General features: G+C 58.1%; 17 protein-coding genes. 11 read left to right on the top strand and 6 right to left on the bottom strand.

What is annotated here, in order from left to right; translation table 11 throughout:
* Positions 1–42 precede the first annotated feature (42 nt).
* The 3 genes from ACYVG7_RS02565 to ilvY form a co-directional block, all read right to left on the bottom strand.
* Positions 43–867 (bottom strand): HDOD domain-containing protein, encoded by an 825-nt coding sequence (locus ACYVG7_RS02565; RefSeq protein WP_460881682.1) that lies wholly within the window; start codon positions 865–867, stop codon positions 43–45.
* Between the two features lie 255 nt (positions 868–1,122).
* Complete coding sequence (locus ACYVG7_RS02560) at positions 1,123–1,518, bottom strand: cytochrome b562 (RefSeq protein WP_460881681.1); 396 nt, start codon at positions 1,516–1,518, stop codon at positions 1,123–1,125.
* Between the two features lie 135 nt (positions 1,519–1,653).
* Positions 1,654–2,541 (bottom strand): HTH-type transcriptional activator IlvY, encoded by an 888-nt coding sequence (gene ilvY / locus ACYVG7_RS02555; RefSeq protein ID WP_460881680.1) that lies wholly within the window; start codon positions 2,539–2,541, stop codon positions 1,654–1,656.
* Between the two features lie 179 nt (positions 2,542–2,720).
* On the opposite strand from ilvY, the gene ilvC reads away from it, so the two are divergent.
* From ilvC to ACYVG7_RS02500, 11 genes are all read left to right on the top strand, one after another.
* Positions 2,721–4,205, top strand: coding sequence for a ketol-acid reductoisomerase (ilvC, locus tag ACYVG7_RS02550; protein WP_460881679.1), 1,485 nt, complete (start codon positions 2,721–2,723; stop codon positions 4,203–4,205).
* A gap of 316 nt (positions 4,206–4,521) precedes the next feature.
* Complete coding sequence (locus ACYVG7_RS02545; protein ID WP_460881678.1) at positions 4,522–6,720, top strand: TonB-dependent siderophore receptor; 2,199 nt, start codon at positions 4,522–4,524, stop codon at positions 6,718–6,720.
* Between the two features lie 189 nt (positions 6,721–6,909).
* Positions 6,910–7,719 carry a hypothetical protein gene (locus tag ACYVG7_RS02540; protein WP_460881677.1) on the top strand — a complete coding sequence of 270 codons (810 nt, stop codon included), beginning with the start codon at positions 6,910–6,912 and terminating at the stop codon, positions 7,717–7,719.
* Entirely contained in the window at positions 7,716–8,483 is a 768-nt protein-coding gene (locus ACYVG7_RS02535; RefSeq protein WP_460881676.1) for an ABC transporter ATP-binding protein, read from the top strand. The genes ACYVG7_RS02540 and ACYVG7_RS02535 overlap by 4 nt, the downstream gene beginning before the upstream one ends.
* Entirely contained in the window at positions 8,483–9,415 is a 933-nt protein-coding gene (locus ACYVG7_RS02530; RefSeq protein WP_460881675.1) for an ABC transporter substrate-binding protein, read from the top strand. Before ACYVG7_RS02535 ends, ACYVG7_RS02530 begins: the two co-directional genes overlap by 1 nt.
* Complete coding sequence (gene fhuB, locus ACYVG7_RS02525; RefSeq protein WP_460881674.1) at positions 9,415–11,487, top strand: Fe(3+)-hydroxamate ABC transporter permease FhuB; 2,073 nt, start codon at positions 9,415–9,417, stop codon at positions 11,485–11,487. Before ACYVG7_RS02530 ends, fhuB begins: the two co-directional genes overlap by 1 nt.
* A 5-nt stretch (positions 11,488–11,492) precedes the next feature.
* Complete coding sequence (locus ACYVG7_RS02520; protein WP_460881673.1) at positions 11,493–12,365, top strand: energy transducer TonB; 873 nt, start codon at positions 11,493–11,495, stop codon at positions 12,363–12,365.
* 15 nt (positions 12,366–12,380) lie between these two features.
* Positions 12,381–13,142 (top strand): MotA/TolQ/ExbB proton channel family protein, encoded by a 762-nt coding sequence (locus ACYVG7_RS02515; protein ID WP_460881727.1) that lies wholly within the window; start codon positions 12,381–12,383, stop codon positions 13,140–13,142.
* On the top strand, positions 13,142–13,561 hold the full coding sequence (locus ACYVG7_RS02510; RefSeq protein ID WP_460881672.1) for an ExbD/TolR family protein: 420 nt from the start codon (positions 13,142–13,144) through the stop codon (positions 13,559–13,561). The genes ACYVG7_RS02515 and ACYVG7_RS02510 overlap by 1 nt, the downstream gene beginning before the upstream one ends.
* Before the next feature lie 170 nt (positions 13,562–13,731).
* Positions 13,732–15,084, top strand: a complete 1,353-nt coding sequence (locus ACYVG7_RS02505) for an MATE family efflux transporter (protein ID WP_460881671.1) — start codon at positions 13,732–13,734, stop codon at positions 15,082–15,084.
* A gap of 183 nt (positions 15,085–15,267) precedes the next feature.
* The gene (locus tag ACYVG7_RS02500) at positions 15,268–15,705 is read left to right on the top strand and encodes a hypothetical protein (protein WP_460881670.1); all 438 of its coding nucleotides are present in this window, start codon (positions 15,268–15,270) and stop codon (positions 15,703–15,705) included.
* A 40-nt stretch (positions 15,706–15,745) separates the two neighbouring features.
* Here ACYVG7_RS02500 and ACYVG7_RS02495 read toward each other — a convergent pair whose 3' ends face one another.
* The 3 genes from ACYVG7_RS02495 to ACYVG7_RS02485 form a co-directional block, all read right to left on the bottom strand.
* A complete protein-coding gene (locus tag ACYVG7_RS02495) occupies positions 15,746–16,579 on the bottom strand; it encodes an HDOD domain-containing protein (protein WP_460881669.1) in 834 nt (277 codons plus the stop codon).
* Between the two features lie 166 nt (positions 16,580–16,745).
* Positions 16,746–17,606, bottom strand: a complete 861-nt coding sequence (locus ACYVG7_RS02490) for a sulfotransferase domain-containing protein (protein WP_460881668.1) — start codon at positions 17,604–17,606, stop codon at positions 16,746–16,748.
* Entirely contained in the window at positions 17,603–18,448 is an 846-nt protein-coding gene (locus ACYVG7_RS02485) for a hypothetical protein (protein ID WP_460881667.1), read from the bottom strand. The genes ACYVG7_RS02490 and ACYVG7_RS02485 overlap by 4 nt, the downstream gene beginning before the upstream one ends.
* Positions 18,449–18,456: the final 8 nt, after the last annotated feature.

Below are 18,456 nucleotides of genomic sequence, written 5' to 3'. Positions count from 1 at the left end.
ATCGGCAGCACCTGTCGGGTGCTGCCGAGGATGGGGAGGGAATCAGGCAGCAATCAGTGCCGCGTAGCCATGCCCTTGTTCTTGCAGCAGACGAGCTTCATTACGGCATTGCAGCCAGGATAGACCCAGGCGTTCCGCCACGGCATGCGGCCAATCCTCGGGCTCTTCTTCGGGGATGTTTTCTTGCAGGATACTCAAGGCAATGGCCAGATGAATCAATGCCGCCTCATTCGAAAAGGGCTCGGCCTTCAGCGGATGATAGTGGTAGCAGATGGCCCGGCAGAAGCTGTCAGGGAAGTTCCATTGTTTGGCCAGCTCGGCTCCGACATCGGCGTAGGTAAAGCCGACGACTGCCTGTTCGGCCGCCGCTCTTCCCTTGTGTGGCTCCAGATCACAGATGCGCAAGACCAAGTTTTCGGGTAGACCCAGATGCATGATGAGTCGCCCCAAGTCATACAGCAGAGCGCAGGTGAACACCTCTTCGCCCTTGTTGCCCTGGGTCTTGGACAGCTGCTTAGCCAGCGCGGCAACATCAAACACATGAGCCCAGAAATGTTTCAAATCGATACCGGGGACTGTCTTGAGCGAACCGGTGAGACTGCAGGCCAGTACCATGTTACGAACCGAGTCGGTGCCCAATCGCACGGCAGCCTCTTTCACGGTGGCTATCTGTCGGCTACAGCCAAATTTGGCTGAGTTGGCCAAGCGTAACAATTTTGCCGACAGCACAGGGTCCTTGGCGACTTTCCCGGCGATCAACAAAAGATCCGGCTCGGGTTCGTTGAAGCTCTGGATTAACTCGCGCACCACTTCCGGCACGCTGGGCAAATTTTGTGGTTTGGATAGCAACTCGGTCATCGTTGGCATAAAGATCCCCGTCAAACAGGTAGGCGCGTATGGTGGCAGAAAGATACTTCTTGCTTACATCGATACTAAGTATGGGCAGATTTTGCGCAGTGTGATGGAGAAAAGCAGTTTTACCATTGGACTCACAGATCAGGAGCGCCGAGGATTCGCCAGCTGGTGACCAACCAGCATGTTGTTACGGATGACGGGACGGTTTGGTTACATGACGGACAAAAAGGGCCAGCATGGCTGGCCCTGAGATAAGACGCTAAGGATTTAGACCTTCAGCTTCTGGTGATATTCCTTTTTTGTCTGCGCCATACCCTCGAGCGCCGCCTTGGCTTCATCCAGTTTGCCGGCATCAAGCAAGCCGATGGTATCGTCGATTTGTTTGATCAGGGTATCCAGACCTTCGACGTAGGCTTTACGCTCCGGACCATCGGCGGGTTGATCTTTAAAATCGGGAGGTGTCTGCGTCTTAGCATGTGCGGCATATCCGCGCAGCTTGGTCAGCTCGGCCTTCATGCTGGCCGCATCTTCGGCTTCACTGGCGGCACGCATGCTTTTGCCCATGGCTTTCATATCGGTTTTGACTGGATTGGCGGCTAACACTGGCGCGGTAAAGCTGGCGGTTAACAACAGAGTGCAGCAAAGGGTGGCGATTTTTTTCATGGTTGAGCTCTCACCTTGGGAAATGACAGTACCGAGTGTAGGCGCTTTGGCTTAAGCGTGGCTTAAGTGATACCCGAGTTCTCGCCTGCTCGGCAATCCTTTTTCGCGTCAAATTAACATTTATTCAACAAGTGTTCAGCCTCCGCTCTGCTGAGCCGTTTCCCAGAAGGCCCGAATCAAGGGTTCATCCAGCCGTCGTTTCTGTACGCACAGGCCAACGTCGAATGGTTTAAAGGCCGGACGTGCCTCCAAAATCCGTACCTTGTCGCCCATGGGACTGTGATCAATGACGGCTTCGGGAACCAGCCCGATACCGCAACCCAGCGCTACCATGCTGACGATGGCTTCGTTACCGGCGACCTCGGCATAGACATTCGGGCTGATGCCCTTGTTGCGAAACCATTGATCGCAGCGTTTGCGGGCTAGTCCTTGCTCGGAGAGGATCACCGGCAGGTGTTCCCAATCCGGTTCATCCTCTTTGAGCCAGCGGGAGATTGGGCTGGCGGCGCGGGGGGCAATAAACACCAGCGGCACTCGGCGCAGGGAGATGAAATGCAACTTACCCGGGAGAGCGTCGGGCCGGGCGGCGATGGCCATATCGGCTTCTTCGGAGAGCACCTTGTCCACCGCCAGAGCCGGGTCTCCGGTTTCCAGCTTGATTTCCAGTTGTGGGTAACGGGCACGGAAGCGGCCTAGGGTATCCGGCAGCAGAAAATAGCTAGCAGTCACCGAGCAATAGACTTTCAAGCGTCCTTGCAGCGGCTCACCGACATGGCGCAACTCATGACGTAACTTTTGCCAGTCATCCAGCAGATGCAGACCGAACTCCCGTAATCGATCACCCGCCGGGGTCAGGCTGACACTGCGGTTATCCCGTTCGAACAGCGGACAGCCCACCTCCTGCTCTAGGCGCTGGATGGCACGACTCAAGGTGGAGGGGCTCACCGCCATGGCATCGGCGGTCTTGGCAAAATGCAGACTCTCGGACAGATGCAGAAACAACTCCAGGTTGCGCAGGTCCATGAATAAATCCTCTTTGCCGCCTCTTCGGCCGGATCCAGCCGGAGAGACTTCACGTTTCGTAAAATGCAACATTCTGTTTCGAATATATCATTTCAGGCAATGATTTGCCTGGGCTATAGTGCTGCGGTTGCTGCCTTATGCAGGCACAAGGAATTCACAGTTTTTTTACGGAGCCAACCATGTCTAACTACTTCAATACCCTGAATCTGCGTCAGCAGCTGGCCCAACTGGGCAAGTGTCGTTTCATGAACCGTGATGAATTCGCCACCGGTTGCGATTTCCTCAAGGGCAAGAAAGTCGTCATCATTGGTTGTGGTGCCCAGGGTCTGAACCAGGGTCTGAACATGCGTGACTCCGGCCTGGATGTGGCCTATGCCCTGCGCGCCGAAGCCATTGCCGAGCGCCGCAAATCCTGGCAACAAGCGACTGCCAATGGTTTCGTGGTTGATACCTATGAGAATCTGGTTCCGACAGCCGATCTGGTGGTGAACTTGACTCCGGACAAGCAGCACACCAGCGTCGTCAAGGCGGTGATGCCGTTGATGAAGGAAGGCGCTGCGCTGGGTTACTCCCACGGCTTCAACATTGTGGAAGAGGGCACCCAGGTTCGTAAGGATCTGACCGTGGTCATGGTTGCTCCGAAGTGCCCGGGCACCGAAGTGCGTGAAGAGTACAAGCGTGGTTTCGGGGTTCCGACCCTGATCGCCGTTCACCCGGAAAATGATCCGCGCGGTGAAGGCATGGCCATCGCCAAGGCCTGGGCTGCCGCGACTGGCGGTCACCGTGCCGGTGTTCTGGAATCCTCCTTCGTGGCCGAAGTGAAGTCAGACCTGATGGGCGAACAGACTATTCTGTGTGGCATGCTGCAAGCCGGTTCCATTCTCTGCTACGACAAGATGGTTGCTGGTGGTGTCGATGCCGGTTACGCCAGCAAGCTGATCCAGTTCGGTTGGGAAACCATCACCGAAGCGCTGAAGCAGGGTGGTATCACCACCATGATGGATCGTCTGACCAACCCGGCCAAGCTGAAGGCGTTCGAGCTGGCGGAAGAGATGAAGGTCCTGCTGCGTCCGCTGTTCCAGAAGCATATGGATGACATCATCGGCGGTGCTTTCTCCTCCGGCATGATGGCTGACTGGGCCAATGACGATGCCAAGCTGCTGGGCTGGCGCGAAGAGACCGGTAAGAGTGCCTTCGAGAACTCACCGACTTTCGCCGGTAACATCAGCGAGCAAGAATATTTTGATCACGGCATCCTGATGGTCGCCATGGTCAAGGCCGGTGTCGAGCTGGCGTTCGAAACCATGGTCTCTTCCGGCATCATCGAAGAGTCCGCCTATTACGAATCACTGCACGAGCTGCCGCTGATCGCTAACACCATCGCCCGTAAGCGTCTGTACGAGATGAACGTGGTCATCTCCGACACCGCTGAATACGGTAACTACCTGTTTGCCAACGCCGCTGTGCCTTTGCTGCGTGACCACATCATGCCGAAGGTGAATCTGGACGTGATCGGTAAGGGTCTGGGTGTTCAGTCCAACGGCGTGGATAACGTGGTACTGGTTCAAGTCAACGACGCTATTCGTAATCACCCGATCGAAGCGATTGGCAAAGTGCTGCGCGGCTACATGAAAGACATGAAGCGCATCGCCGTCGGCGGTTAATCCTTTTTTCCGCAACTTTTTTCTTCCCTGTGCAAGCCAGCCGTTGGGCTGGTTTGTCACTTACCCCACAAGGGTTTCTTTAACCGCCTTATCCAGGCGGTTTTCTTTTTTGTGGCAGTTGCTATCACTCAGGCTATGCCAGCCATATGGTTTGTGTTGTGGTGTGACGAGCAGCCTTGCGCCTCAATCGGTTCCGCCATGATCGGATTACCAATACAAGTTGAGATCTTATCTCATTTGTAGTTGAGATCTTATCTCATCTGAATTTATACTGCGCCGTCTTTGATTCTATGACTCAGCTCACAAGGAATGGCGCATGTCTGTTTTCCCCCGCTCTGTATCTACGGTTGGTCTGGCCGCCTCGCCGCTGGCTTTGGCTATTCGCCTGGTCTTGTTGACACCTCTTGTGGCGACTCCGGCTCTGGCGGCCACACCAGAACCTGAGGCGGCTCCGTTGGCGACAGGAACATCTGCCGCAGCTGAAACCCAAGTGGGTGCGGTTCTGGTCACTGCGAATACGGATGTGGGGACAACAGAAGGCAGTGGTTCCTATACCACCGCGAGCACCAGCACGGCGACCAAGCTGCCACTGACCCTGCGTGAGACACCGCAATCCGTGACTGTGGTGACTCAGCAAAAGATGGAGGATTTCAATCAGACCTCCATCAACGACGTACTGGGTAGCGTGGCCGGGGTAACTGTCGAGAAAATTGAAACCGACCGCACCTACTACACCTCCCGGGGCTTCGATATCACCAACTTCCAGGTGGATGGTCTGGGTCTGCCGCTGGCTAACGGTAACGTCAATGGCGATCTGGATACTGCCATCTACGATCGTGTCGAGGTGATCCGCGGCGCAAATGGACTGATGACGGGAGCGGGTAATCCATCGGCCACCGTCAACATGGTTCGTAAGCGTCCGACTACCGAATTCCAGGCCTCGGTTAAGGGTTCTGCGGGCTCTTGGGAGAATGGCCGTGCTGAGATGGATGTCTCCGGCTCCCTGGTCGAATCGGACAAGCTGCGTGGCCGGACTGTGCTGGTGAAGCAGAACAAGGAGTCCTACCTGGACCGTTACGCCAACGACAAAACCGTGGTGTACGGTGTGGTGGAAGGTGATGTGACTGATAGCACCCTGCTGACTCTGGGGTACAGCCTGCAACAGAGTGACAGTGATAGCCCGATGTGGGGCGCGCTGCCGCTGTACTACACCGATGGCTCCCAGACGGATTACGACGTCTCCACCAGCACTTCATCCGACTGGTCCTTCTGGAACGTGGATAATCGCCGTGCCTTTGCCGAGTTGAGTCAGACCTTTGCCAATGGTTGGCAAGGCAAGGCGGTTTATAACTTTATCGATACCCGTCAGGATTCCCGCCTGTTCTATATCTATGGCACTCCGGATAAGACCACGGGCACGGGTCTGTTGAGCTATCCGGGTCTGTACCAGATGCATATGAAGCAGCATGTGACCGATGTGACCGCCTCCGGTCCGTTCCGCTTATTGGGCCGCGAGCATCAATTGGTGGTGGGTGGCACAGTTTCACGATCCACGGTGGATGAGCTGTCGCTGTACAGCAACGATATCGGCACCGCCTTGCCACCGTTGGAAAGCTGGGATGGCAGCTATACCCAACCCGCGTTTGATCTCTATCCGAATGGCAGCTACTGGAATGATCAGGAAGTGGCTGGCTATCTGGCGGCACGATTCAGCCTGATGGACGATCTCTCCTGGATTGTGGGTAGTCGTCTGACCAGCTGGGAAACCGAAGGGCAGAGCTATGGCGTGGCCAAGTCCATGGCCGTCCATGGCGAGCTGACGCCTTATACCGGTCTGGTGTATGACCTGACCGATGAGGTTTCAACCTATGCCAGCTATACCACCATCTTCACCCCGCAACGGGCGTCGGATATCCATCGTCAGCAACTCGATCCGGTCGACGGCATCAGTTACGAAACCGGGGTGAAGGGTGAGTTCCTGGATGGTGCGCTCAACACCAGCCTGGCGCTGTTCCAGACCCGACAAAACAATCTGGCCCAGATCGCGGGGACCATGCCGGACAATGCCACCGAGTATTACTACGAGGGCGTCGATGGTGTGCGTAGCCAAGGCTACGAACTGGAAGCCTCCGGCATGGTGATGACCGATTGGCAACTGGCTGCCAGCTATACCGACTTCTCGATCCAGGACGCCGATGGCAATGCCACCAAGACCTACACCCCGAAGCAGTTGCTCAAATTGGCCTCTACCTATCAGCTGGCCAAGTGGAAGCTGGGTGGCACCTGGAACTGGCAGGATGAGATTTCCCGCATCAATGGTGCCGGGACGACGACTAAGCAGGGTAGCTATGCCTTGCTGAACCTGATGGCTCGGTATGACATTAACAAGCAGTGGCACACCCAACTGAATGTGGACAATGTCACCGACAAAAAGTACCTGAACAGCCTGTACTGGGATCAGGGCTTCTATGGCGCTCCACGCAGCTTCACGCTGACCACGGGTTGGACTTTCTGATGTTGACGCGGTGCGGAAGCTATGACGGCTGAGCTGGCGAATTTCTCGCACTCGCGAGCAGACGGGGGGAAACCCCGTCTGCATCCGTGTGGGGCAGTGCCCTTCGCAGCACTGCAGCCACTCTGGCGGGGTTCCCTAGCGACCTGGCTACCGCCCGTGATCGAGGATGGGGTCGACCATGCGAGCACCATGGACTCGGATGCTGAGTTAGCAAGCCGATTACTGGTATTTGCCGAGCGGCAACATCCTGATTTACCGCGTGTTGTTTCATTGACCGAGCTGGAGCCACTGCAAGCGGAGTCGCTGGCATCGGAATGGTCGCGGTCACTGTTCTATCGTCTGGTGGTACCGGTATTGAGTGTGCTGGTACTTACCGGACGGCTGTTGTCATACCGATTGCACTGGACGCCGGATCAGAGCGTTGCAGGTTTGCAGCTCCCCCATGGCGGTCTTCCCCAGTCGCTGCTTTGGGCTTCCGCACTATCTGTCGGGAGGATGACACTCACGTCAGATGCCTCGGTTGACGACTTGGCCGAGCAGGAGCAATCACTGACGGCTGCTTCTTTGTCATGGTGGCTGGAACAGGAGTTATTGCCGCGGATGCTGCAACTGGCGCGAGTCGCGGGCTGTCGAAGCCGGATCCTCTGGTGCACGCTGGCGACGTACTGGCGCTGGTGGTTGCAATCGGCGGAATTGACCGCATGCCTGGCGACTCTTTCATCGGATCAAGCGCCGTTGGCCAAATCTCGATACGCCCAGGCGCTGGAGTTTATCGAGCAGGCGAGCCTACCAATTTCGGCGTTGTATGAACCGACCCGGTTGCTGCAACTGGGTCGGAATCCCTTGTATCAGCCCTTGCGTCTACGGACTTCGGGCGGACAACCGGTCTGGGTGCGGCGGGTTTGTTGCCAGCGTTACCAATTGCCCGGTCTGGCGTTGTGTAGCTATTGCCCACTGGTTCAGGCGCCGGCGTTACGGCGAAGAGGAGTTTCTTCATGATTGTGCTCGAGCAGGTGCACTTTACCTTGGGTCATCGCACCTTGCTGCAGCCTCTGGACCTGCAACTTCCCCATGGTCAAGTGTGTGGTCTGATTGGTCACAATGGTTCTGGCAAGTCCACTCTGGTCAAGCTGCTTGCCCGGCAGCAGCCGGTCAGCGGGGGCCAAATATCCTTGGATGGTCGGGCTCTGGGCTCCTATTCCAGCCGTGAATTTGCCCAGCGGGTAGCCTATTTGCCCCAACAGCCTGCAACCACGGATCAGTTGACGGTGCGAGAGTTGGTGCGCTTCGGACGCCAACCCTGGCATGGTCTGTTGGGCCGTTTCGGCGACGTCGATCGTCGCGCCGTGGAGCGCGCCATGGCGCTGACCCAGGTTGATCATTATGCCAACCGGATGGTGGAGTCGCTCTCCGGTGGTGAACGCCAGCGGGTTTGGCTGGCGGCCCTGATTGCCCAGCAGACCCATTATCTATTGCTGGATGAGCCGACCTCGGCGCTGGATGTGGCCCATCAGGTCGAGGTATTGGCGCTGATCCGGCAATTAAGCCATGAGCTGGATCTGGGGGTCGTCGTGGTGCTTCACGACATCAATATGGCGGCTCGCTATTGCGATCAGCTGGTGGCGCTGCGGGAGGGAGCTTTGCTGCGTCAGGGGACGCCCCATGAATTGATGAACGCGACGACTCTGCAGGCCATCTACCAGCTACCGATGGAGGTATTACCCCACCCGGTGACCGGTGAGCCGGTGAGTGTGGTGTTGTGATGGGGCGTTTATCCCGATCCGCAATATCCAGCCTGCTGTGGTTGGGGCTGATGTGGACCGTACCGGTTTGGGCGGCACTACCCCGTGTGGTGGCTCTGGATTGGGCCTGCGCTGAAACCGCGCAAGCATTGGGTGTCACCCCGGTGGGTATGTCCCAGCTCGCCGATTACCGGATCTGGAGCGGTGAAATGCCGATGCCGGATTCTGTGGTGGATGTGGGTTTGCGGATGGAGTCCAACCTGGAGTTGATCCGAGCGTTGCGACCGGATTTTATCCTGATCTCGCCGATGCAGCAGGGCGCTGAGCCGTTACTCCGGCGTATCGCACCGGTCCATGTCGTGGCATTTAATTCGGAACTCCAGCCGGATAGTTATCTGCAAGCGCGCCAGGCTACTCGCGAGCTGGCTCGGCTGTTGGGACGCGAGGCACAAGGCGAGTCCTTGTTGCGGGAAACGGAGCAAGAACTGCAACAACTGCGTCAGGCTCTGGTCGGGGATGCCCGCACCATGCGACCGCTCTATCTGTTGCGTTTTGCCGATCGGCGTCATGGCTGGATGCTTGGAGCCAATAGTCTGTTTGGTGGTGGTCTGGCGGCGGCCGGTATCCCCCTGGCTTGGCAGCAGAGCACCAATCTGTGGGGATTCACGACCGCTCCCTTGACCGATCTGATGGCTGAGCCGGAAGCCATGATTATTTATATAGCGCCTCTGCCATTTCCAGATATGGATGCCTTGGCGGATAACCAGTTGTGGCAGCACCTGCCTGCCGTGCGTGAGGGCCGGGTTGTTGGCTTACCGCCGGTCTGGCTGGGGAATGGACTGCCCTCCCTCCGTTATTTTTCTCGCCTGCTGGTGACCCATTGGCCACAGCCCGGGCCGCTGGCTGCTGTTGCCACCGGCGCGGACAGGCGTATCGCAGGGGAGACTCACTGATGTCGCACCATCTGGATGCTCTGACCGAGCCGACACGGGCCTCGACCGCCACACAGGTCTCGGCCGGGCTTTCGCTCTCGGTCGATCAAAAAACAATCTCTGCAACCGGTGATACCCGGGCATTAGTGCTGGCGGTTCTGGCTCTGCTGCTGTTGCTAGCCCTCGCCCTTGGTCGGCTGACGAGCGAGGTTCCGTTTGCCCAGTGGCTGGAGATCCTGTCGCGCCCCAGTCAGCAGTTGGGTCTGGAGGCGCTGTTATGGCGCTTTACGCTGCTGCCCCAGTTGACCATAGCAGTGCTGGTCGGGGCGGCACTGGGTGCTGCAGGTGCCTTGTTGCAGCAGGGATTGCGCAACCCGCTCGCGGCTCCGGAAACCCTGGGGATCCAGGGGGGGGGGTTGCTGGCCTTGGCCTTGGTGGTGCTGTACCAACCGCTCTGGCTGACCCATGGTGCCGAGTGGGTGGCTTTTGCCGGGGGGTTACTGGCCGCAGGTCTGGTGCTGGCGCTGGCGGCACGTCGCCAGAATTCGCCGCTGGCATTGCTGCTGGCGGGAATGCTGGTCAGCCTGCTGAGTGGCTCCTTGCTCACGATACTGCTGCTCAACCATGACTTGGCACTGGTCAGCTTGCTGGCGATGAATGCCGGCTCATTGACGCAGGATGGGTGGCAACCGGTGCAACATCTCTGGCCCCGGCTGCTGATCGTGGGTGTGTTGATGGTGCTTATTGCCCGTCCGCTGCGGTTACTGGAGGTGGGGGATCAGGCGGTACGCAGCTTTGGGGTCTCGCCCGCATTTCTACGCTTGTTGACCATGCTCCTCGCGATTTACTTGAGCGCGACCGTGGTCAGCCAGGTGGGAGTGATTAGTTTTGTGGCGCTGGCAGCACCTCTGCTGGCGCGGATGGCCGGAGCGCAGCGTTTGCTGCCGCGTCTCATCTGCGCGGCTCTGTTGGGTAGTGCGCTGCTACTGGTCACAGATCTGCTGGTGGCCTGGCTCCCGGGGGGCGGTGAGTGGGCTACGGGTAGCCTAGTTGCCTTGCTGGGGGCGCCCTTGTTGTTCTGGTTGGTGTTGCGGGTTCGTCTGCCCGAGGCTCCAGCTACGGTAGTCAGTCTGGGGATACGACACCAGCATCCACACCGGCTGCTGTGGGGAATTGGAGTCCTGTGTCTGTGCGGGCTTGTCGTCGGATTGGGGTTGGCGCGAGATGCCGAGGGTTGGAGCTGGTTTGCCCACGGGGATTGGAACTTGATCGCGCAATGGCGACTGCCCCGGGTGCTGGCAGCCTTGGCGGCTGGTGGCATGCTGGCATTAGCCGGTGTGCTGATCCAGCGTCTGACCAGTAACCCGCTGGCCAGCCCCGAGGTGCTCGGCATCAGCAGCAGTTGCGGCTTGGGATTGATCCTGTTGGGGCTGTTTTATCCCCAGGCGAGTCGTCCGCTGCAACTGCTGGTGGCGAGTCTGAGTGCGCTAGCGCTGTTGGCCGTGTTACTGGTATGGAGCCGCCGCGCCCAGTTTGCCCCGCTGCGCCTGTTGCTGTGTGGCATGACAGTCACGGCGCTATTTGCCGCTAGCCAGAGCCTGGTGCTGGGCTCGGGTGATCCGCGTGGCTTGCAACTGTTGAGCTGGATGTCCGGTTCGACCTACTACGTGACCGCCGAACTGGGCTGGAGTTTGCTGGCCGTGATGACGCTGTTGCTGGCCTTGAGTTGGCCGTTGACGCGCTGGCTGGAGCTCTTGCCGCTGGGGCCTGTGGCCGCCAGCAGTTTTGGCGTCGATCCGGCGCGTAGCCGCTTGGTGATCCTATTGTTGGCCGCGGTGTTGAGCGCCGCTTCGACCCTGCTCGTCGGTCCCATCAGTTTTATTGGCCTGTTGGCGCCCCATCTGGCTCGGCGGCTGGGTTTTTGTCGGGCTAGGGAACAGCTGCTGGGTGCCGTGGGCTGCGGCATGCTGGTGATGCTGGTTGCCGATTGGGCGGGCCGACAATGGCTATTTCCGGACCAGATCCCGGCGGGCCTGATGGCGTCGTTGCTGGGTGGCGGTTATTTCATGCTCAGCTTATGGCGACGGGGATGACGGCGATGAGTCGTACGGATATCGCCGACACCGCCGACCGGATAAGAATCGAGGAGCAGATGATGAATGGCTTTGCCATGACCCGTTTAGGGAGTGAGGGGGCAATTGAGGGAAAAATCCTAGCCCCGCACGCCAGAATCTCCACAGCCGATGCGGTCGCGCCGGGAGTTGGCCGCGCCGAACCGACGCGGCAAGCGGGTGGCATGCCCCCGTTATGGCGTGCCCAACTGGTATGCGGAGTGCTGGTGGTATTACTGCATCTGCTGGTGGCGGTGGCTATTTTGCACTCCAGTTCCGAGCCTTTGACGCGCCCTAAAACCGAGGTGGTGGCTGTGCGCTGGATGGCGGCACCGACACCTCAGCCGGCAGTCCCTGTGCCATCTGTGAGTCCGCCACCCGAGGTAGTGCCGCCGCCGAAAGAGGTTCCAGTCGTCAAACCGAAACCGGTGGCCAAGCCCAAGCCGGTGATCAAACCCAAGCCCAGAGCTGTGACTCGTCCGCAAACCGTGCGTCCGGTTCCGGCCGTGGTCGAGCCAACGCCTGCGCCGCCCGTGGTGGCGAAAGCCAAACCCAGCCCCGCCGCTCCGCCTCCCATTCAGGAGGCCCAGTATCAGTCGGCATCCCTGCGCAATCCGGCGCCCAGCTATCCGCCGCTCTCCCAGCGATTCGGGGAGGAGGGGAAGGTGCTGCTGCGAGTGCTGGTTTCGCCTGCCGGGGAGGCGTTAGCCGTCGAATTGCTCACGAGCAGCGGTTATCCGCGACTGGATGCCGCTGCTCGAAAAATGGTCGCAAAATGGCGATTTATTCCCGCCAAGCAAGGTCAGGAAACCCTTCAGACCTGGTTACGAGTTCCTGTCGTTTTTCAATTAAGGAGATAAGTCATGAATGAAGCAATGGATCCGGGTGCCATGGGCATCGCTCATCTGTTGAGTCAAAGTAGCGGTATTGGCTTAGTGCCGCTGGTGCTACTGGTGTTGATGTCAGTGGGTACCTGTTACTACCTGTTATTCAAAAGCTGGGTGGGTTGGCAAGAAAAACGGCTCGGCCGACTGTTCTTGCAGCGCTTTTGGCAAAGCCGCCATCTCCAGGACGTGGAACAGCAACTGCTACAACATCAACCGCAGGAGGCTTATGGGCGCCTGGCTGCCGCCGCTCTGGCGGCCAAAGCCCAGCTGAGTCGCCGGGATGGCCAAGCGGGTCTGCTGATTTTAGGGCCTGCGGATGAGTTCCTGTTGCGCGCGTTGCGCCAGGCGATCAGCCGTGAACGTCTGCGCCTGGAGGCCGGGCTAACGTTTCTGGCCTCTGTTGGCTCGGCGGCACCCTTTGTCGGCCTGTTCGGTACCGTCTGGGGTATCTACCATGCGCTGCTGGCGATTGGTGCAGCCGGGCAGAGCAGTCTGGACAAGGTGGCAGGCCCTGTCGGTGAGGCCCTGATCATGACGGGGTTTGGCTTGGCGGTGGCATTGCCCGCGGTGCTGATTTACAACCTGTTTGTCCGCTTGAACCGTATGAAGCTGGCGTCTCTGGATGGTTTTGCCCACGACCTGTTTGCCTTGTTGACTACCGGCTCCGGTGTGCTGAATGTTGAACCGTCTGGAGCACATCCGAAGACCAGAGCAACACACGTTCCTGAAGCCGAATTGGGGGTGGTCTGATGGCATTTGGTCGTTTATCCGATGAGGGGGATGATCAGCCACTGTCGGATATCAATATGATCCCCATGATTGATGTCATGCTGGTGCTGCTGATCGTGTTCATGATTACCGCACCTTTATTGACCGATGCGGTCAAACTGGATCTCCCCGAGGCCAGCAGTCAGCAGAATCAGCCCGATCCAGCCGATATAACCCTCGCCATCACGACGGATGGCACCTTGCATTGGAATGGCAAGGTTCAGAGCGAAACCGAACTGGAAGCCTTGATGACCCAGAGTGCAGCCCGACAGCCCTTGCCCGAGTTGCAGTTGAAGGTGGATCAACAGGTGGATTATGGACAGGTCGCCAAGGTGATGGCCATGGCCTCCCGCCATGGCCTGCATAAGCTGGCCTTCGTCAGCACCCCCGAGAGCGAATAACCAGACGTCACTGTTCGGTGCGGGAAACCGGACTGTCCATGACAGTCCGGTTTCCCGGCTCCGGGTCAACCCCCAGACTCCACCCTGCTTCCGATTGCATTGCGCCGGACTCTGGCGTTTAATCCACCGCGGATCACATTTTTCATCTCTGTTCGGGTTCCAGGTATTTTATGGCCAACGCTCATTCCCAGCCCGGGTCGCTGTTTCAGCTGACCTGGCCGCTGTTCATCGATATTGCCTTTCACTTTCTGACCGGAGCCCTGAATACTTTCATGGTCGGCCAGGTTTCTTATCAATCGGTGGCGGCACTGGCGGTCGGCAACCAGATCCTGGATCTGTGTATCACGCTGTTCAACTTCATCGGTATCGGCTCCAGCGTGGTGATCGCCCAATATCTGGGGGCTGGTGACAAGGCCATGACCCGGCGGGTGGTGCATACCGCTATCGGCTTTAATCTGCTGGTCGGTCTGATTTGCTCCCTGACGGTAATCTTCGGTGCCGATGGTTTGCTCCATCTGATGAATATGCCTGACAACCTGATGAAGGATGGGCATATCTATCTGACGGTGATTGGTTTGTGTCTGTTACCCGAGGCCGCGGCCTTGTGTATGGCCGCCGCGCTGCGTGCCCATGGGCATACCCGGGAGGCTATGTATGTGACGTTGGTGGCCAACCTGATCACCTTTGTCGGCAACGCCCTGCTGCTGTTTGGCTATTTCGGTTTGCCGAAAATGGGGGTGGCTGGTGTCGCCTGGAGTACCGTGGTCGGGCGTTTGGTAGCTCTGGCGTTGCTGGTGTACCTGCTACAGAAGAGGACTGGGATCCGCCTGGTGTTTCGTCAACTGTTCCAGTGGCCGCGTGAGGTGCTGGGCAAGATCATGCATATCGGGCTACCCGCCGCCGGGGAGAATCTCTCCTGGATGCTGCAGTTCATGGTGGTGACTTCTTTCGTAGCCCTGATGGGGGACAAGGCGCTGGCGACCCAATCCTTCTTCTTCCAGATCTGCTTGTTTATCTTGCTGTTTGGCCTATCGATTGGCTTGGGTACCGAGATCCTGATTGGGCATATGGTCGGTGCGGGCAAGTTCGAGCTGGCTTATCGCCAACTGCTGCGGAGCCTGAAACTGGGGTTACTGGTGACCGCGATTGTGGTGGTGCCGATGGCTTTCGGCGGAGGTCATTATCTGATGAGTCTGTTTACTGAGGATGCCGATATCGTCGCCATGGCGACTCAGCTGTTCTTTATCAGCCTGATCCTGGAGCCGGGGCGCACCTTCAATATCGTGGTCATCAACTCGCTACGGGCAACAGGCGATGCACGTTTTCCGCTGATGATGGCGCTGGTCTCTATGTGGGGGATCGCGATCCCGCTGGCCTGGTTCCTGGGTTTACATCTGGGTTGGGGGCTGGTCGGGATTTGGTTGGCTTTCGCCGCAGACGAGTGGACGCGGGGTCTGGCGATGTACTGGCGTTGGCGCAGCCGCCGTTGGGAAAAGAAGGTTCTGGTTCAGGTTGCAGCCTGAAGCAGGAGATTCAAATGCGATGCCAATCTTTTTGGACATAAGAGCGGCTCAGCCAAGCTGAATACGGTCTTAACATGCGGCTAATTTACGAGCGTTTTCTTTGCCCTCTGGGAGTGGATTCCCTAGAATTAAGAGGCGGGGTTAGTCCCGCCTGATGATGTTTAGGGTATGACGAGGTTCAGCATGCAAATCAATGGTAGTTCGTCCTTCAGCTATAGACCGACCCAACTGCCGACTCAGTTGCCGGTGCAGCCCGGTTTGTCCCCTGAAGAGAAGAATAACAAACAGGATGCGGTGCAGGATGCCCAGGCGACTCGCCAGGCGGCGGTAGAAGATCAGAAGACCGCCCAGCGCACAGCTGTGGTCAACTATTCTGCGGCGCAGAGCAAGCAGGACAATGTTGATCTCTACATCAGCATGAGTACCGGCAGCGATGTAAATAGCAATGCCGGGGTGAGCGTCAGCGATCTGCGCGAGGTTCAGCAGCGCCAGCAACTGGCCCAAACCACCCAGACACTGGACACTCTCGAAAAGAGCAAGACCAACCCGCTGCAGCAGCGTATCGATGGTATGGTCGGTGTTTCTAATCAGCAGGGTTCTCTCTTTTCAGCTCAAGTCTAATGCGGATCGCCTTCTGTTCGGCACCCACACTCGGGTGCCGTTATTTTTTCTGCTCCAGCCACCCTGCCAACATTTGATACTCATCCCCCTCCGGCAGTGCGTGCAACGCCTGCTCCGTTTGTACTTCGGCCAGTGGCGGTTGCTGGGGTGATGACTGTCGCCACTGATAGTAGTCGTGCGCCAGGATCAATGTGCGTGCCGCGGCGGATAGGGTTGGTGTTGGAGTGAGCGGCAAGAGTTCGGCAAAACTGGCATCCAGCTGCCATTTGTCGAGCATGGCATGCCCGAGGGGTAAGCGTAATTGCTGGCACCAGGCGAGCAGGATGGGGTTTTCCGGCAGATGCATGCCCTGAGCGACCAATTGATCTAATTCGGCCAGCAACGGCAGACAACCTATATCCAGCAACACGGCAGCCAGCACTATGAAGTCAGCCGCTTGCGAAGACGCTTCTGCCTGCTGGATATCATGGAGCGTGAGCGCGAGGCGGCTAAGATGCACCGATTTCTGTTGGATCTCGCGGCACAGCAGTCGGATCTGGGGGGAGTGGAAACTGAAAAGCTGCTGAATGGCCAATGCCAGCGCTACATTGACGGTGCCTTGCAGGCCGATGCGCGCGATGGCAATCGGCAGCGTGGTGATCGGCTGGCTGGGATGGCTATAGCGCAAGGTCTGCGCCAGGCGTATCAATTGGCTGGCCATCGCCGGATCGCCGCTGACGGCATCGGCAATCTGTTTCAGGCTGGAGCGGGGATCCTGAGCTAGATAACGCACTTGCAGTGCCGCCTCCGGCAGACTGGGCAACACCAGGGTATCTTGCTCCAGCTGCTGTTGCAGACGGGCACCGACGGCGGCGAGGATAGGGTCCAGGCTCACGACAAACTCCTCCTCAACAATATAAGGTCACCATTAGGGGGTCACACGGTACTGCTTGGCAAGCCGCCATTGACAAAATTGTCGCCATCGACAAACTCAGCGCATCATCAAGGCCGCACAACGACTGTCTTGTTTTCATACATCCGTTTTCTGTAACAACAGAAGCTTACGGCTGTTCCGAATCATATCCCCAGGCCGTCAACTCAGTAGCCAGAGTCTCGAGCAAGCGTTGTTGCAATTCAGGCTCTACTTCCTGACGTCCACTGCCAATTACACCCTTGCGAAAGAAGGGTGCCGCACTCTTGCGTAGCCGCTCCTTGAACCCACTGTGGCTTTCTTGTTGCTGCAAGGCCTGGAAGCTGCTGTATTCCAGCGCCGTGGCGAGCTCCTGCTGACTGAAACTCAGACCAATGGCGCGCAACAGACGGCCGAACTCCTGCTGCGGATTGCGGCGCAAATCTTCATAGCGCGCCCGGTAGACCGGAAAGGGCAACTCCGGATCTTGCCAACTGGCCGTGTGTTCTCTCCAGCTACCGTGCTGCTCCGGTAATCGTCGCTTGTCGCGGATCAGGAGTTTGCAGCTTCTTTGCTCGGGTGCCAGCATGCTCTCCAGCGCCTCGGCATGACTCAAACCAAAGTGCTTGGCATACGAGGGCAACACATCCAGCGGATGACGGACAATATGAATGGCCGCCGCAACGCAATCGCCCGGGAAAATCCACTCTCCTTGCGGGTTCCGCCGCGCCATGTCGTGGGTTTTCAGATACACCGGCTGCTGACGTTGCTGCAAGGCCTCGCGATAGACTTCGGGGATAAAGGTGTCGACTTGAGCCAAATTCAGATCGCTGGCATCCCAGGGGGCGAGTTGGTCAAACAACTCCCTCCGGTCGCAGGCAAAGCCGCCGACCCGGATATCGTTGATGGAGATCGGAGCTTCCGCCGGATAGAGCAGGTTGGAGAGCAGGATGCGCAACCAGGTGTTCCCGGATTTCGGATAGCTGGCCAGCAAAATCATGGAAGCACTCATATCCAGCGCTCCGCAATAAAGGCCGCCACTTGCTGCGGTGTGAGCTCCGGGCTCAGTGTGAGTCGTTCCAGGGTGACGTTTTGAGCTAGTTGGGCACTGATCTGAAAATGGCTCAGGCTCGCCTCCAACGCTGCAATCAGCGGTGGTCGGAAGGTATGCAGTTTGAGCAAACCGATGGCGGCGCTGCCGTTGACGGTCTGCCAACCGGTCTCCAGTTCGGTCAGTCCCTCTTTGCGTGGTCGCACCAGCTCTATGATGGCTCGCACCGGACGGGGTGTGGTATCCGCTTCCGGTTGCCACAGCAGTTTTTTCTTCATGCCCTGACTGAACGCCAGTTGCTCGGTATTGAGCTCCAGCAGATCACAAGCTTCAGGCCACAAGCGGATCTGGCTCACACCTGGCCACACATGGATGCGGCCCTCTTGCAGGCTCAAACGGCTGATATCATCGTTCATCAAACGCCAACCTTGCTGGCATAAGGCGGCAGCCGTGGTCGATTTGCCGGTTCCGGAGTGCGCACATAACAAGATGGCGTCGTTGTTGTCGGGGGAGACCAGAGTTGCGGCATGCAGGGGCAGCTCCCCCCGTTGCAAGCTGATGGCAGCCAGCGGAGTCGACAGCAAAAAGTGCTGCAGATTGAGCGCAGACGCCTCGTTGGACAAGGGATAAACCTCAACCTGACGGCCATCCCGGACCGTGTATTCGGCCAGCCCTGGTATGCGGATCCACATCAGATCCCGGCGAGCTTTCCAGTGTGGGCGGTCCAGACGCCAGGGGCCGAGCAATTCGGGCGCCTGATCGGTCAGGATCACTTCGCAGGCTTCGAGGGGAAGGGTGAGCATTGTGTCTC

This window comes from Pseudaeromonas pectinilytica (assembly GCF_054780855.1).
This window is presented reverse-complemented; position numbering and strand designations above follow the sequence as displayed.

Excerpts from the sequence above, each read along its gene's own strand:
- ACYVG7_RS02510 (WP_460881672.1), top strand. The coding sequence starts at position 13,142 with ATGGCATTTGGTCGTTTATCCGATGAGGGGGATGATCAGCCACTGTCG.
- ACYVG7_RS02530 (WP_460881675.1), top strand. The coding sequence starts at position 8,483 with ATGGGGCGTTTATCCCGATCCGCAATATCCAGCCTGCTGTGGTTGGGG.
- ACYVG7_RS02515 (WP_460881727.1), top strand. The coding sequence starts at position 12,381 with ATGGATCCGGGTGCCATGGGCATCGCTCATCTGTTGAGTCAAAGTAGC.
- ACYVG7_RS02505 (WP_460881671.1), top strand. The coding sequence starts at position 13,732 with ATGGCCAACGCTCATTCCCAGCCCGGGTCGCTGTTTCAGCTGACCTGG.
- ACYVG7_RS02540 (WP_460881677.1), top strand. The coding sequence starts at position 6,910 with ATGGACTCGGATGCTGAGTTAGCAAGCCGATTACTGGTATTTGCCGAG.
- ACYVG7_RS02500 (WP_460881670.1), top strand. The coding sequence starts at position 15,268 with ATGCAAATCAATGGTAGTTCGTCCTTCAGCTATAGACCGACCCAACTG.
- ACYVG7_RS02490 (WP_460881668.1), bottom strand. The coding sequence starts at position 17,606 with ATGAGTGCTTCCATGATTTTGCTGGCCAGCTATCCGAAATCCGGGAAC.
- ACYVG7_RS02485 (WP_460881667.1), bottom strand. The coding sequence starts at position 18,448 with ATGCTCACCCTTCCCCTCGAAGCCTGCGAAGTGATCCTGACCGATCAG.
- ilvC (WP_460881679.1), top strand. The coding sequence starts at position 2,721 with ATGTCTAACTACTTCAATACCCTGAATCTGCGTCAGCAGCTGGCCCAA.
- ilvY (WP_460881680.1), bottom strand. The coding sequence starts at position 2,541 with ATGGACCTGCGCAACCTGGAGTTGTTTCTGCATCTGTCCGAGAGTCTG.
- ACYVG7_RS02560 (WP_460881681.1), bottom strand. The coding sequence starts at position 1,518 with ATGAAAAAAATCGCCACCCTTTGCTGCACTCTGTTGTTAACCGCCAGC.
- ACYVG7_RS02520 (WP_460881673.1), top strand. The coding sequence starts at position 11,493 with ATGAGTCGTACGGATATCGCCGACACCGCCGACCGGATAAGAATCGAG.
- ACYVG7_RS02565 (WP_460881682.1), bottom strand. The coding sequence starts at position 867 with ATGCCAACGATGACCGAGTTGCTATCCAAACCACAAAATTTGCCCAGC.
- ACYVG7_RS02545 (WP_460881678.1), top strand. The coding sequence starts at position 4,522 with ATGTCTGTTTTCCCCCGCTCTGTATCTACGGTTGGTCTGGCCGCCTCG.
- ACYVG7_RS02535 (WP_460881676.1), top strand. The coding sequence starts at position 7,716 with ATGATTGTGCTCGAGCAGGTGCACTTTACCTTGGGTCATCGCACCTTG.
- fhuB (WP_460881674.1), top strand. The coding sequence starts at position 9,415 with ATGTCGCACCATCTGGATGCTCTGACCGAGCCGACACGGGCCTCGACC.